13 protein-coding genes and 1 pseudogene are annotated in these 13,895 nt (G+C 72.9%); 8 read left to right on the forward strand and 6 right to left on the reverse strand.

The features are described 5' to 3' along the window. The 5 genes and pseudogenes from K6I33_RS20125 to K6I33_RS20145 all read right to left on the reverse strand — a co-directional run. A pseudogene (locus K6I33_RS20125) lies at window positions 1–232 on the reverse strand (chitinase); the annotation flags it as partial. 102 nt (window positions 233–334) lie between these two features. Beyond that, window positions 335–2,383 (reverse strand): M6 family metalloprotease domain-containing protein, encoded by a 2,049-nt coding sequence (locus K6I33_RS20130; protein ID WP_229354556.1) that lies wholly within the window; start codon window positions 2,381–2,383, stop codon window positions 335–337. 121 nt (window positions 2,384–2,504) lie between these two features. Beyond that, a complete protein-coding gene (locus K6I33_RS20135) occupies window positions 2,505–3,236 on the reverse strand; it encodes an SDR family oxidoreductase (protein WP_229354558.1) in 732 nt (243 codons plus the stop codon). A gap of 26 nt (window positions 3,237–3,262) precedes the next feature. Continuing rightward, window positions 3,263–4,498, reverse strand: coding sequence for a ferritin-like protein (locus K6I33_RS20140; protein WP_229354560.1), 1,236 nt, complete (start codon window positions 4,496–4,498; stop codon window positions 3,263–3,265). Then, a complete protein-coding gene (locus tag K6I33_RS20145; RefSeq protein ID WP_229354568.1) occupies window positions 4,495–5,319 on the reverse strand; it encodes a DJ-1/PfpI family protein in 825 nt (274 codons plus the stop codon). Before K6I33_RS20145 ends, K6I33_RS20140 begins: the two co-directional genes overlap by 4 nt. Window positions 5,320–5,609: 290 nt before the next feature. Here K6I33_RS20145 and K6I33_RS20150 point away from each other — a divergent pair, with 290 nt between their 5' ends. The 5 genes from K6I33_RS20150 to K6I33_RS20170 all read left to right on the forward strand — a co-directional run bounded on the left by K6I33_RS20150 (window position 5,610) and on the right by K6I33_RS20170 (window position 9,619). After that, a complete protein-coding gene (locus K6I33_RS20150) occupies window positions 5,610–6,395 on the forward strand; it encodes a hypothetical protein (protein WP_229354570.1) in 786 nt (261 codons plus the stop codon). 23 nt (window positions 6,396–6,418) lie between these two features. Continuing rightward, entirely contained in the window at window positions 6,419–6,979 is a 561-nt protein-coding gene (locus K6I33_RS20155; protein ID WP_229354577.1) for a DJ-1/PfpI family protein, read from the forward strand. Window positions 6,980–7,070: 91 nt separating this feature from the next. Then, on the forward strand, window positions 7,071–7,799 hold the full coding sequence (locus K6I33_RS20160) for an HAD family hydrolase (RefSeq protein ID WP_229354579.1): 729 nt from the start codon (window positions 7,071–7,073) through the stop codon (window positions 7,797–7,799). 47 nt (window positions 7,800–7,846) lie between these two features. Then, window positions 7,847–8,521 carry a type 1 glutamine amidotransferase domain-containing protein gene (locus K6I33_RS20165; RefSeq protein WP_229354581.1) on the forward strand — a complete coding sequence of 225 codons (675 nt, stop codon included), beginning with the start codon at window positions 7,847–7,849 and terminating at the stop codon, window positions 8,519–8,521. A gap of 186 nt (window positions 8,522–8,707) precedes the next feature. Further along, window positions 8,708–9,619 (forward strand): LysR family transcriptional regulator, encoded by a 912-nt coding sequence (locus tag K6I33_RS20170; protein WP_229354583.1) that lies wholly within the window; start codon window positions 8,708–8,710, stop codon window positions 9,617–9,619. Between the two features lie 60 nt (window positions 9,620–9,679). Here K6I33_RS20170 and K6I33_RS20175 read toward each other — a convergent pair whose 3' ends face one another. Beyond that, entirely contained in the window at window positions 9,680–11,068 is a 1,389-nt protein-coding gene (locus K6I33_RS20175; RefSeq protein ID WP_229354586.1) for an MFS transporter, read from the reverse strand. Window positions 11,069–11,154: 86 nt separating this feature from the next. Here K6I33_RS20175 and K6I33_RS20180 point away from each other — a divergent pair, with 86 nt between their 5' ends. The 3 genes from K6I33_RS20180 to K6I33_RS20190 all read left to right on the forward strand — a co-directional run. Then, window positions 11,155–12,087: a LysR family transcriptional regulator gene (locus K6I33_RS20180; RefSeq protein ID WP_229354588.1), complete on the forward strand. Its 933-nt coding sequence runs from the start codon at window positions 11,155–11,157 to the stop codon at window positions 12,085–12,087. A 146-nt stretch (window positions 12,088–12,233) separates the two neighbouring features. Continuing rightward, a complete protein-coding gene (locus tag K6I33_RS20185; protein WP_229354597.1) occupies window positions 12,234–13,001 on the forward strand; it encodes an antibiotic biosynthesis monooxygenase in 768 nt (255 codons plus the stop codon). 206 nt (window positions 13,002–13,207) lie between these two features. Next, window positions 13,208–13,895: condensation domain-containing protein (locus tag K6I33_RS20190; protein ID WP_229354599.1), on the forward strand; the 688-nt coding region annotated here is incomplete at its 3' end.

The raw sequence follows: 13,895 nt of genomic DNA on the forward strand, positions 1-13,895 counted from the left end.
GGCGGGGGTCGTCGACGGGGGTCCAGCCGAAGGGCGGGTGAACGCCGTTGGCGGCGCCGTCCCAGTTCTCCCAGTACCCCTGGAGCACCTTCCCCTCGGGTCTCGGCCTGACCGCGCACGTGTCCTCGCGCGCGGAGCCGGTCGCGGCGACCGCGGCCGGCGTCTGCAGTGCGAGGGCCAGGGCCGTGCAGACGACCGGCAGCCGGGTTCTCCGGAACAGCGTGCGCGACATGTCCACCTCCGGGGCTGTGGGGGCCTGGAGACTGGTGCGGTGGGGTCGACCGCACGGTAGGAGAGCCCGGAACCGGCGTCAATAGGTCTGGACCAGGCCCGGCTACTTCTTGAGCGCGCAGGTGGCCGTCGCCGTCCTGCCCGGGTCGCTCTCCGAGCGCGCGGTCAGGGTGACCTTGCCGTTCCGGTCGGCGCCCGCCGCCGCGCTCACGGCGACGTCGACCGGGACCTTGACGCCGGGGGCCGCGGCGGCGAGCCTGCTGGGGAGCCAGGCGGACCAGCCGCGTCCGGAGGCCGTGGCCGACAGCCGGTAGATGTCGGCGGCGCGGGACGGACCGTCCTCGGGCGTGGCACGGCCGGTGTTGGCCAGGGCGAACGTGCACATCGCCCGGCCGCCGGCCGGCCTGCCCTTCGGCGCGCCCCGGCCCAGCGCCACGCCGCGCGCCCGCGCCCCGGCGCCGTCCAGGGACCTGACGCCCACGGTGTAGGAGAGCACCCCGGAGGCGTCGCGCCGGACGTCGACGATGTAGAAGTGCAGCCGGTTGGCCCGGTCGACGTACTCGTAGGAGCTGCCCGAGTCGGCGCCCGCGTGGAAGAGGGCGTCGCTGAGCTGGCGGTAGTCCCCCATGGTGATCTTCTGCTGGGTGCCGTCGGGGCGGGTGAAGTCCACCATGCCGATGTCCTCGGGGTGGGCGTCGACCACCCAGGCGAAGGGCGCCCGGTCGGCGTTCTTGGTCTTGCCGATCAGCACTCCGTTGTCCGGGGTGAACGAGTCCATGCCCATGCGGTCGACGACCTCGACGGTGTAGTTGTCGTAGCCGCCGCCGTCGCACAGCGGGTCGGTGGCGCGGTCGCAGGGCGGGGACAGATCGCGGCGCATGGTGATGTTGACGCCCGTGAGTCCCTTGTCGCCGGGCGGCGCGGAGCGCGCGGTGACGCGGGCCACGACCGGGCCGGAGTCCTTGAGGGCGTCGCGGTCGAGGCGCAGCACGTTCTTCTCGTCGACCATGCCGAGTTTGAGCTTGTCGCGCAGGACGTGCTGGGCGCCCATCGAGCCGCCGCCGGTCGCGGGTATCTTCCAGCGGGTGTGCGGTCCGCCGGGGCCGTTGAAGGTGCCCCGGGAGAGCATGCCCCAGATGCCGGTGTAGGCGCGGCTCAGCGGGGTGCCGTAGGGGTTGTTGTAGTTGTCGCCGATGCCCAGGATGTGGCTGAGTTCATGGGCGTAGGTGGCCATGCCGGAGCTCTCGGCCTGGGTGGAGGAGCCGTTCGCGGCGTTGGGCCACATGCGGGCGGCCGCCTGCCAGGACGTCCAGGGGACGTAGCGGGTGCGGGCGGCGTTGCCCCCGCCGGGGACGGGGGACGGCGGTCCCCAGGCGGCCGGTACGTCCTGGGGCCCGGCGAACCTCATCTGGCCGAACTCCTGCCAGGTGGCGGACTCGTCCTCGCCGGCGGTGAGGTAGAAGACGAAGTCGAACTCCCCCACTCTGTCGGCGCCCACGTCGGCCACCCAGGCGCTCTTGCCGTCGGCGCGGATGTCCTTGTCGCAGGTGTCGCCGGTGGGGCAGGCGCCGGGGTTCATGCCGGGGTCGATGCCGTACTGGTGGGACTTGCCGGGCATGCGGTAGACGCCGAAGGCCGTGAGGTCGACGCCCAGCCGGCCGCCGGAGTCCTCCATCCAGTACTCGTTGATGGTGTGGCCGTGGTTGAGCGCCCCGGGCTTGTTCAGGAAGTCCTGGTAGAAGCGGGGAACTTGCTCGCGCGGGATGCCTGCGGCGGTGGGCTGGGGGTTGCCGAAGACGGTCGACCCGGCGGGCCTGGTGACGGCGAACTCCTCGTCGGGGTAGTCGAGGAGGACGAGGGCGCCCTTGAAGGTGCGCCGGGTGGGTTTGACGTCGGGGTCGGCCCAGTGGGTGCCGGGGACGGAGCGGTATTCGGCCCAGGTCATGTCGTCGGGGTTGCGCCAGTGCTGCGGGTCGATCGGCTGGACGAGGGGGGTCCTGGGCCGGGCGGTGGCGTCGGGGGTCGCCCGGGCGGCTCCGGGGGCCACGACGGCCAGGGCACCGAGGAGCGCGGCGACGATGCCCAGGCGCCGTAAGCGACGGGTGCGGAGGAGATGACTGCGGTGTCTGTGGTGTCTGCGGCGAGGGGACACGGGACTTACCTCTTGTCTGTCGTCCTCGGACGAGGAGATGGCAAGCCGTTCGATGGGATGCGCCCATCGCCGTCAAAAGGTAGGGCGGATAAAGGAGTGACGCCAGAGCGCCCGCGTGACATCAGTTGGGCTGGCCCAGCGGCCTCACCAGAACCTCGTTGACGTCCGTCCCCTCGGGCTGGGACAGCACCCAGGCGACGCATTCCGCGACCGACTCGGCGGAGAGGGCCGGGCCGGGCGGGCGGGTGCCGCCGGGGCGGCTGTCCCAGAAGGGCGTGTCGACCCTGCCGGGGGCGATCAGGCTGACGCCGACGCCGTCGGCGGTGACCTGCATCCGGGTGTTCTCCGCGAGGGCGTGCACGGCCCATTTGGTGACGGAGTACATATTGCCCGGGGTGTTCTTCACCCCGGCGACGCTGCCGATGAGGACGATCCGGCCGCGGGTCGCGCGCAGGGCCGGCAGGGCGGCGTTCACCAGCAGCGCCGGTCCCAGGACGTTGGCGAGCACCATGTCCCGCCAGCCCGCCGGGTCCCCGTCGGCGACGGTGTCATGGGTGGAGAACCCCGCGTTGGCGACGGCGTGGTCGAGTCTGCCGAACCGTTCGGTCGTGGCCACCACGGCCGAGGCGACGGCCCCGGGGTCGGTGGCATCGCCGGGCAGGGTGAGCAGGCGGTCCCCGGCGGCCGCCCGCCCGGCGAGCGCGGCGAGCCTGCCGACGTCCCGGCCGGTGGCCGCGACCCGGTGGCCCGACTTGAGCAGCCGGAGGACGGTGGCGGCCCCGATGCCGGTCGAACCGCCGGTGATCAGCGTGACGGGGCCCTCGGGCCCGCTCGGTGCGGTGGTGTCGGTCATGGCCGCATTCTCGCTCAACTCCTGTCTCAAGGGGCAGAGTTGTTACGGGCGGCGTTGTTCTGAAACCTGGGTCCGTAGAAGACCGGCCGGCCGAGGTCCGTGCGGTCCGCCAGCAGCTTGTACTCCCGTGGGTAGAGCACCTCCAGGCGCTCCACCACCGCCTCCGGGACCGGCTGCCGCATGACGTTGAAACAGGACAGCACCCGCATGTCGTTCATCCGCTCCACCGCGGCGCCCAGCGAGGGCCACCAGGTCTCGGCGGGCCCGTTCCAGGCACGGTCCAGGGCCGCCATCATCGCGGTGTACGCGGCGTCGAAGGCGTCCAGCTCCTTGCTCGCGGCCGGGCCGTCCGGGTCCTCGGCGAGCACGGCCGCGTAGCCGTCGGCCGGGACGGCGAGGGTGTTGATGACGACCGGCCAGGGGATCTCCTCGCCCCGGAAGAAGTCCGCCTCGGTGTCCCGGGTGAGCGGCCGCGCCGGGTCGGGGGCGCGGTAGCGGCGCCGGTGGCGGAGCTCGGCGAACCGGGCGTAGTGGGAGCCCTCGTGCTGATAGGTGCCGCCGGCCTCGATGGTGTGCTCGTGCTCGCCCTCTCCCTGGTGGGTGATGACGTCGATCCCGTGGAGGAACCGCTCGACGGGGTCGGCGGGGTCGTCCGGGGCTTCCGGGGCGAAGGTGAGGTAGCCGAGATTGCCGCCGACCTGGTTGGCCGGGCCCCCGGCCCGTACGGCGCGGCGCACCCGGTCCGCGTTGGCGGTGACGGCCTGGCGCAGGGCGTCGTAGAAGTGGCCGATGGTGGGGTAGACCGAGCGCCGCTCGCGTTCGGTCAGGAGGCGGGCGGGGGCCTCGATCCGCAGGAAGTCGTCCAGCTGACGGGCGGAGAGCCGGGCGAGGACCGGGGTGAGGTCGGGCATCACCCCGCCGGGCAGCCCGCCGCCCGGTGCCGGGTAGCCGGGCCGGAGGCCCTTGATGTCCGGTGAACCGCCCAGCGCGGCGAGCATGTTGGCGGCGATGGCCATGTGGACCATCTCCTCCATCAGGACGCTGCGGATGGTGTTGTAGGACGGGTAGTTCTGCACCTCCAGCGAGTACATGGCGGCCGAGTACAACGGCATGGTGGCGTGCTCGAGGGCCACCGCCGTCTGGAGGGCGCCCCGGATCCAGTCCAGGTCCCGCAGGGCCGGGGGCGTGACGCGGATGCCGGGCCCGGTGCGTCCGGCGGTCCCGGGCGGCCCGGCGGCGGTGACGACCGAGCGCGGGCTCACCGGCGTGCCTCGCGGCCGGGCAGGGCGCCGGCGGAGGACTCGTCGGTGACGCGGGGCAGCAGCATGTCCTGGAAGTAGTCCTGGAAGGACTGCTCGAGGTCGGGGTGGTGGTAGAACTCGGGGCCGACCTCCTCGAAGATGACGTCGCCCAGGCCGCTGAGGGTGTCGAACATCATCGAGACGATCGTCCCGGTCTCCCGGCCCAGGTAGTGCGCGACCATGGCGACGGCGCCGCCGTGCACCCCGTACGAGCCGGTGGCCGTCCAGATCCCGGTGCCGGGGTTGCCGATCCACATACGGCGGCCGACGGGCACGTTGAAGCCCTCGGCCCGCAGCCCGCGGGCCACGGCGGCGACGCAGGTGACGGGCGAGTCGTCCAGGACTCCGGCGCGGGCGAGGACGCCGACGCCGGAGCAGTTGGCGGCCACGACCCGGCCCGCCTCGTGGTGCCGGCGGATCAGCTTCAGCACCCGCTCGTCGGAGGTGAGCTCCCCGGAGCCGACACCGCCGGGCACGTACAGGATGTCGAAGAGCTCGTCCGGGTCGAGCACGGAGTCCGCGACCACCTGGGTGCCCATCTGCATGGTGACCACGCCCGGCGTCAGCCCCACCAGGCGGACGTCCAGCTCCCGGGGCGCGGCCTCGCGCTGCCAGGGCGCGATGCCGCCGGAGGTCACCATCGCGGCGCCCTTGAAGATCTCCAGCGGGGTGATGGTGTCCTGCTCGCTGCACTTCTCGTAGCCGAGCACCGCGATGGAGCGGACGACGCCGCCCGTGCCCGGACGTGTCTCCTCCGCCGTCTCCCGCGTCCCCGTCGTCATGGCGATTCCCCCTCGGATTCGTTCGCGCGGCAATGCGCGCGGTGAACGCAGGAGAGTGAATCAGCGTCCCGGACGCCCCGGCAAATAACGGAACCGGGGCCGCCCATAAGAGGAAATGAGGCAATCCGCATCGAGGATTCCGGACGAAAGGATTCCTTATCGGGGGTGCATGGAGAACTATTTGGCGCGCCTTCCCGGACGGTATAGCGTCAGTGCCTCGGCCTGCCGGACGAAGGGGTTGGGGACGGTTTCCCGGCGGGCCGCAGAAATTGCACGCGACAGGGGGGACAATGCCCGGAACGAGCAATGACGTCATACCCGTCACCGTCGGGGAAAACCTTGTGGTGCGGATAGACCCGGGCCCGCGCGACTTCGCGGTGCTCCGCGAAGTGGTGCGCAAGGGAAGCCGCGTGGGAAACGAGCGGCTGGACGCCGACGACCATCTGAACGAGGTCATCCCCAAGCCGTGGGGACTGGAATACCGGGTGTACGTCGACGACTTCCTCGACGTCTGGAACCTGCGGATCGATGAGGGGCACGCCACCTCGCTGCACGTCCATCCGCGCAAGCTGACCTATCTGCTCTGCCTGGGCGGGCAGGGCGTGGCGAAGACGCTCTCGGCGGAGTACCCGGTGGGCGTCGGCACCCTGCTGAGGATCGGCGGCGGGGCGTTCCACTCCACGCGCTCGCTCGGCCCCGGCCCGCTCTTCCTGGTCGAGGTCGAGGCGCCGCGCAACAAGTTCGACCTGATCCGGCTGCGCGACGGGTACAGCCGGGAGAACAGCGGTTACGAGTCCGAGCACCGGGAGCTCGCGGAGCTGCCCGTCCGCCCGGTGCCCTATCTGCCCGAGGCCCGGATGCGCGATCGCTCGCCCTGCGGCGGCTTCCGCTTCGAGATCCGGGCGGGCATGGACATCTTCTACCGGCCCCGCCCGGAGGACCTCTTCCACGTCCCGCTGGGGCTGACCGGGGTGGTCACCGGGGAGCTGGGGATCCTCGCGCCGGCCCGCGGCGATGTCCGGCGGCCGGCCGTCGACGAGTACTACCTGAGCCTCGCGCTCGCCACCACATCATGAACACGACCGAGAAAGGACCCGCCATGACCCACCGCGCGGTGATCGTCACCGGTCCGGGATTCCAGGACCACGACGTCGTCTACACCTACTACCGCCTCCTGGAGGAGGGCTGGCACGCGGACGTCGCCACCAAGGACGGGGCCGAGGTCAGCGGCAAGTACGGGGTGCCGCTGCCCATGGACAAGACCGCCAAGCCGCTCGTCTCCTTCGACCAGCTGGACGTGGCCGCGTACGACGCGGTCATCCTCCCCGGCGGCCACGAGGCCCCCGACCGGGTGCGCCAGGACGCGCGGGTGCTGGACTTCGTCCGGGGCATGGACGCCGCGGGGAAGGTCGTCGCGGGGCTCTGCCACGGCCCGTGGATCATGGTCAGCGCCGGGGTGCTCAGAGGCCGCAGGGCGTGCGCCTACATCGGGCTGCGGGACGACGTCGTCAACGCCGGCGCCCATGTCGTGGACGGTGACGTGGTGGTGGACGGCCACATCGTCACCTGCTCCTACTACGGCTACGTCGGCCGCTTTATGCAGGCCGTGTTCGAGACCGTACGGAACCGTACGGCGACCCCCGAGCCGGTGGCGCCCTGAGCGTGCGGGCCCACCGCCGGCGCGGGGACGGGCGAGCCGTTCCGTCCCAGAACCCCCGCCCGTCCCCGCGCGCCCACGAAGGAGCACAGCCATGCTGATACTCGACTTCGACGGTGTCGTCTGCGACGCCTTCGAGGAGTGCGCGGTCGTCACCCGCCACGCCGGGGACAGCGCCGCGGCCACCGCCGCGAAGTCCCCGGCCGAGCTGGCCGCCGGGCTCGCCCCGGCGTTCCTCGACCGCTTCCGGGCCGTGCGCCGGCACTCCCGGCTGCTGGACCACTTCATGGTGGCCCTCGACCCCCGCAGCGAACGCCTCGGGGGCCCGGAGGAGTTCACCGCCCTGTTCGACGACATCCCGGCCGAGCGGCGGGAGCGGCTGGTCGCGGGGGCCACCGCGCTCCGGGCGGAGCTGCGCCGCCGGCACCGCGCCGAGTGGCTGGGGATGCACCGGCTGTACCCCGGGATCCGCGGCCTGCTGGAGCGGCACGCGGGGCGCACCAGCATCGTCACCGCGAAGGACGAGACGTCCGTGCGGGAGATCCTCGCCCACCACGGGCTCGGCCGTACCGTGGTGTCGGTGGTGGGCGAGTGCTCCGACAAGCGCGCCGCGGTGCTGGAGCTGGTCGCCGAGGACGGGCTGCGGCCCGAGCACGCCACGTTCGTCGACGACAACCTGCGCAACGCCCTCCAGGTGCGGGACACCGGCGCCCGCGCCCTGTGGGCCTACTGGGGCTACCACACCGCCGACGACGTGGGGAAGTCGCTGCGGCGGCGTGTGTCCCGTATCTATCTGCCGGAACTGGCCGGGCTTTCGGCATGATGCCCGCCACTGCCGTCGCAAACACGAGCGAGAGGAAGAGCGCTGTCATGACCGTCAAGGTTCTGTTCGCCCTCACCAGCCACGGGAAGCTGGGCGACACGGGTCGCGCCACGGGCTTCTACGTACCGGAGGTCGCCCACCCCGCCCGGGTGTTCGCGGAGGCGGGCTGCGAGATCGGTTTCGTCTCGGTGCAGGGCGGCGCCCCGCCGCGGGACGGGGTGAAACCGGACGACACCGTCGTCGCCGGTTTCCTCGCCGACCCCGCGACACGGCGCGCGCTGAGCGAGACCCCCACCGCGGACCGGGTGGACGCGGAAGCGGTGGACATCCTCTACTACGCGGGCGGGCACGGTGCCATGTGGGACTTCCCCCACGACACCGCCCTGGCCGCGCTCGGCGCGCGGGTGTACGAGCGCGGCGGCGTGGTGGCCGCGGTGTGCCACGGGCCGGCCGGGCTGGTCGGCCTGAGGCTCTCCGACGGCACCCACCTGGTCGAGGGCAAGCAGGTCTCGTCGTTCACCGACGCCGAGGAGGCGGCCGTCGGGCTGACCGACGTGGTGCCGTTCCCGCTGGAGACCACGCTGACGCGGCGGGGCGCGAAGTTCTCCAAGGCCCCGGACTTCACCGAGCACGCCGTCGCCGACGGCCGTCTGGTGACCGGGCAGAACCCCGCCTCCGCCGTCAAGGTGGCCCGGCTCGCGCTGACCGCCCTGCGGCCCTGAGGAACGGCGCGGCCACCGCCCGGGACCGGACCGCGCGAACGCGAAGCACCAGCTCCCCAGGGAGCTGGTGCTTCCGTATGCCGTACCCACAAGCTCGGCTTCCGCCGCAACGCCTCACCGCCGCAGAGCATCTTTAAGTGCGAACAGCGAACGTACTGTCGGCGTCATCACGGGGGAGACAGGCCGATGCAGTCCATGCAGCTGGGGTGGCTCCGTACCTTCGTCTACGTCTACCGGCGTGGTTCGTTCACCCGGGCCGCGCGGGAGCTGGGGCTCTCCCAGCCCGCGGTCACCCAGCAGATCCGGGCGCTGGAGACGAAGCTGGGCAGACAGCTCTTCGAGAGAATGCCGGAAGGGGCGCGTCCCACTCCGGACGCCGAGACCCTCATCCGCGAGGTGGAGTCGCCCATCGACACCCTGGGGCTGGTCACCGACCGGCTCACCAGCTGTTCCAAGGCCGTCCCGGACCGGCCCGTCTTCCTCGGCGGGCCCAACGAGCTGCTCACCACCCGCGTCCTGCCCGCCGTCGGCGAGCTCGTGCGCAGCGGGGTGCGGCTGCGGTGCGGCTTCGGGCTGGCCGACGCGCTGCTCCAGGAGCTGTCGGACGGCCGTTTCGACCTGGTGCTGTCCACCAAGCGGCCGCGGTCGCGGGCGTTCTCGGCGATCGCCCTCTTCGACGAGGAGTTCGTCCTGCTCGCCTCGCCCGGGCTGCGCGACGAGATCCCGCTGGACCGGCTGGCCGAGGAGGGCCCCGCCGTGCTGGAGAAGTACCCGGTCATCGCCTATGCGGAGTCGCTGCCCATCGTGCGCCGCTACTGGCGCAGCGTCTTCGACGCCACGCCCGGGACGGTGCCCGCCGTGGTGGTGCCCGATCTGCGGGGCGCCCTGGCGGCCGTCCGCGCGTCAGCGGGAATCTCCGTCCTGCCCACGTATCTGTGCGGGGACGAGCTGGCGCGCGGTGAGGTGGTGCCGCTGCTGGAGCCGGAGATCCCGCCGATCAACACCATCTACCTCACCACTCGCGCGGGTGGCCGGCACCAGCCCCACGTTCAGCTGGTGCACGGCCAGTTGCTGCTGAAGGCGCCGCTGTGGGGCTGAGCCCGGCCCGTGCGGCGCCGACGGTCGCGCGGGGGCCGGTGGTCACGCGAGGGCGGATGGTCACGCGGGCGCCGGCCGGGCCGCGGCCACCAGGGCCAGCGCCAGGACGGCGCCGACGGCCAGGGTGACGCCCGAGGCGTGGAGGGTGGCCTGGGTGCCCAGCACCGCGACGCCCAGCGCGGCGCCCGCCTGCCGGCAGGCGTTGAGCGCCCCCTGGCCGGTGGCGGCGTACCGGGCGGGGGCGGCGGCCGCCATGTCGGCCGTGGCCCCCGGGATGGCCAGGGTCGAACCGAAGGCCAGCAGCACCTGCGCGACGGTGATCAGGGCGAACGGGGAGTCCTGCGAGCAGAACGCGAGCGCCGCGCCCGCGGCGGCGTCCAGCCCCAGCCCCGCGTACAGCACGGGCCGGGCGCCCCAGCGCGCGACGATGCGGCCGGTGAAGTACGGCATGAAGCACATGGGCAGGGTCATCGGCAGGAACGCCAGCCCGGTCCTCAGGGGCGAGAGCCCGCGTTCGTCGACGAGCCACTGGGTGAGGGCGAACAGCAGCCCGTAGAAGAGGAAGGAGGCCATCCCGCCGGCCACCAGGTCGGCGCGGACCCGGGGCAGGCCGGTCAGCGCGGGCGGCAGGGCGGGGGCCTCGGCGCGCCGCTCCGCGAGCGCCAGCAGGACCAGGGCGACCGCCGCGAGGCCCAGCGCCGCGAGCGGCAGCGGCCGTCCCCAGCCGTCCGTGTTGGCCGCGATCAGGCCGTAGGTGAGCGAGCCCAGGGCGAGCACCGACAGCAGCATTCCGGCGCGGTCGGCCCGGGCGGCGGACTCGGGCCGCTCCCCGCTGAGCCGGCGGGCGGCCAGCAGGGCGAGGAAGGCGATCGGCGGGTTGACGAGGAACACCAGCCGCCAGCCGCCCAGGTCCACCAGCAGCCCGCCCAGCACCGGGCCCGCGATCAGCCCGACGCTGCTGAGCGCGGCCCAGGAACCCACCGCCCGCATCCGGTCCTTGGGGTCGGGGAAGAGCCTGGCCAGCAGCGCCAGCGAGGCGGGCACCAGCCCGGCGGCGGCCACGCCCAGCAGCGCCCGGCCGGCGATCAGCGAGCCCACGTTCGGGGCCAGGGCGCTGAGCAGCGAGATCGCGCCGAAGGCGACGAGCGCCGCGCGGTAGACGCGCCGGGGCCCGAAGCGGTCGGAGACGACGCCGGCCACGAGCAGCAGCCCGGCGAAGACGACGGTGTAGGCGTCGACCGCCCACGGCAGGGCCGCCGCCGGGGCGCCGAGGTCGTCCCGTACGTCCGGCAGCGCCACATTGAGGATCGAAGTGTCCAGGAGGACCAGGAAGTTGCCGGCGACGACCCCGGCGAAGAGCAGGCCCGGTCCGCCCGGGCGCGCGGCGCCGTGCTTCGTCCCGGTCGCCGTCCCCGGGATCCGCACGGCTCTGTCATTCGTTGTCGACATGGCCCCAAGGCTCGCGGCCCGGGGGACATCCGGCCAGGCCGGTTCTTCGATGGCCCCATCGGACTTCCCGATGGCATGCTGGGGCCATGGACTCTCGCTATCTCAGGGCCTTCGTGACGGTCGTGGACGCGGGCGGGATCTCGGCCGCGGCCGCCGCGCTCGGCTATGCGCAGTCCACGCTCAGCGTCCAATTGCGGCGGCTGGAGCGGGAGCTGGACGCGGAGGTGCTGCGCCGCTCGCCGACCGGCACCACCCTCACCGAGGCGGGGCGGATGCTGCTGCCGTACGCCCGGGAGGCGCTGGAGCTGGAGGAGCGGATGCGGCGCGCCGTCGGCGACCGTGCGCCCCGGCTGCGGCTGGGGGCGCTGGAGTCCCTCGCGGTGGAGTGGCTGCCGGACATCCTGGCCGCGTTCGGGCGCGGGGCGGCCGGTCCGGGCACCGGGGCGGCGGAGGTGCGGCTGAAGGTGGCGGGGCGGGGCGTGCTCCAGGAGGAACTGGCCGCCGGGCGGCTGGATTTGATCTTCCTGTTCGACAACGGGGTCCCGGGCGGCGGCCCGTGCTCCGTGGTCGGCCACGACCGGACCGTCGCGGTGGCCGGTCCCGGGCACCGGCTGGCCCGGGCCCGGGGGCTCGCCCCGGAGGCGCTGCTGGAGGAGGAGTTCCTGGTGGCCGAGGCGGGGTGCACCTCGCAGATGCTCGTCGACCGCTTCGGCCGCGACCTGGCCCCGCGCGCCCGTCTGGGCATGGTCACCGGCTCCCTCGCCGCCCTCCGCCGCCTCGCCGCCCACGGCCGGGGCATCGCGCTCCTCCCCCATCTCGCCGTCCGGCAGGACCTGGACACGGGCGAGCTGGTCGAACTGGACGTCCGGCAGGGCCTGGAGCCGGTCAGCATCGAGGCCCGCTGGCGCACGGGGCTCGGCCCCGCCGAGCGGCCCCTGGCGGCCCTGGTCTCCCTGGCCCGCCGCAACGCGCCCTGGGCCGCGCCGGCGTCGCTCACCGGTGTGGCGCGCTCCGCCTGACCGTTCCGTGGTGGGCCACCGTCGGCGGGTGGCCGTGGATATGCGGATATTCAGCGGGCGGCACCCCCCGCGACCTCTCCTTATTTGCCGCGCCCCCGGGCCGCTGCTTCACTCGGGTTCTCAACGGAGTCCAGGGGGGAAACCGCGTGATCACCGTGATAGCCGAGCAGCACGTCGTCCCGGGCCGGGAGGAGGAACTCGACGCCCTGATGGCCGGATTGCGCAACGCCATTCTCGAGAGCGAGCCGGGCTGTCTGCGTTTCGACTACGTCCGCACCGAGGAATCACCGCTGCGCCGCCTCGTCATCGAGGAGTACCGCGACGCGGCGGCGCTGGAGGCCCACCAGGGCTCGCGTCATCTCCGGGAATTCCTGCCCGGCCTGCTGGCCTGCCTGACGGAATTCCCGAAGGTCACCACGTACCGGAATGTGGTGCCCGTGCCGGACTCCGTGCCGGATTCCCTGTTCCACGTCGGCATGGTGGTGCCCGATCTGGAGAAGGCGGTGGCGCTCCACTCCGACGTGCTCGGCGTCGAGTTCACCGAGCCGCACGTCTTCCGGATCCCGCGGCTGGAGGACCCGGACCCGCACCCGGCGGAGCTGACCGCCGTGTTCTCCCGTACGGGGGCGCCCTATTACGAGCTCATCCAGGCCGCCGGGGACGGCATCATCTCGGCCGCCCACTGCGGGAAGATCCTCTACTACGGCGTCTGGGAGCCGGACATGGACGCCCGGCTGGAGCAGCTGCGGCGGCAGGGCGTCGGTGTGGACGCGTACTTCCGCTCCGGGCCGGGTGCCACCCCGTTCGCCGTGATCACCGCCCCCGATCTGCTGGGCGCGCGTGTCGAGTACGTCGGTCTGGGCGACCGGCCGCCGATCGAGGAGTGGGTGCGCACCGGGCGCTATCCGGAGTGAGCGGACGATCTCCCCTCAACGATCAAGTGCGCGGGAAGTCTTGTGCCGTCGGGACCGCTCCCCAATAATGATCAACCTCTGAACCAGCAGAGATGCTCATGACAAGCGGTGCCGACACGGGGGCGGAACGACGACGTGATCTCACGACTGCACGACCACCCGACGGCACGAGGCTTCACCTGCACCGCGGCGGAGGAAACCGCCCGGTGACCCCCGAACGAAAACAGGCGCCCTTCTCGGGCGCGCGGAGCGCCGAGGCCGGGCTCACCTGGAGCCAGCAGGAGATCTGGTCCCTCATCGAGGCGGCGGCACCCGAGGACCACGTCTACAACGTGGTGGGCGTCATCGACGTCCCGGACGGCGTCCGTGCCGACGAACTCCGGTGCCTGCGGGCGGTGTCCTTCTTCGTCTCGCGCCATGAGGCGCTGCGCACGCTCTTCCCCCGCGACCGGCACGGACGGGTCTTCCAGCGGGTGCTGCGCGAGGGCGGCGTCCCCGTCGCCGTGGCGCGTACCGCCGAGGCGGGCATCGCCGGGCTCACCGCCGCGTTCCGCGAGGACTTCGGCTCCCGGCCCTTCTCCTACGCGGACGAACTCCCCGTACGGATCGGGCTGGTCGTCTCCGGCGGCGACGTCCGCGCGGCCGTCTACGCGTTCTCGCACATGGCCGTCGACTGGTTCGGGCTCGACGCCCTGCTCCAGGAGGTCCGCGCCTACTTCCGCAACGGCGGGACATTACCTCCGCTCGCCGACGACGCGACGCGCCCGGCCGATCTGGCGGACTGGCAGGCATCGCCCGAGGGCGTCGCCAGGGGCGCGCGCACCCTGCGCCACATCGAGGCGACGTTCGGCGGCCGGCCGCCGAACGTCGCCTCGATGTGGCGCAGGGTGCGCG

Source organism: Streptomyces sp. UNOB3_S3 (assembly GCF_020740895.1).
GTDB lineage: Bacteria > Actinomycetota > Actinomycetes > Streptomycetales > Streptomycetaceae > Streptomyces.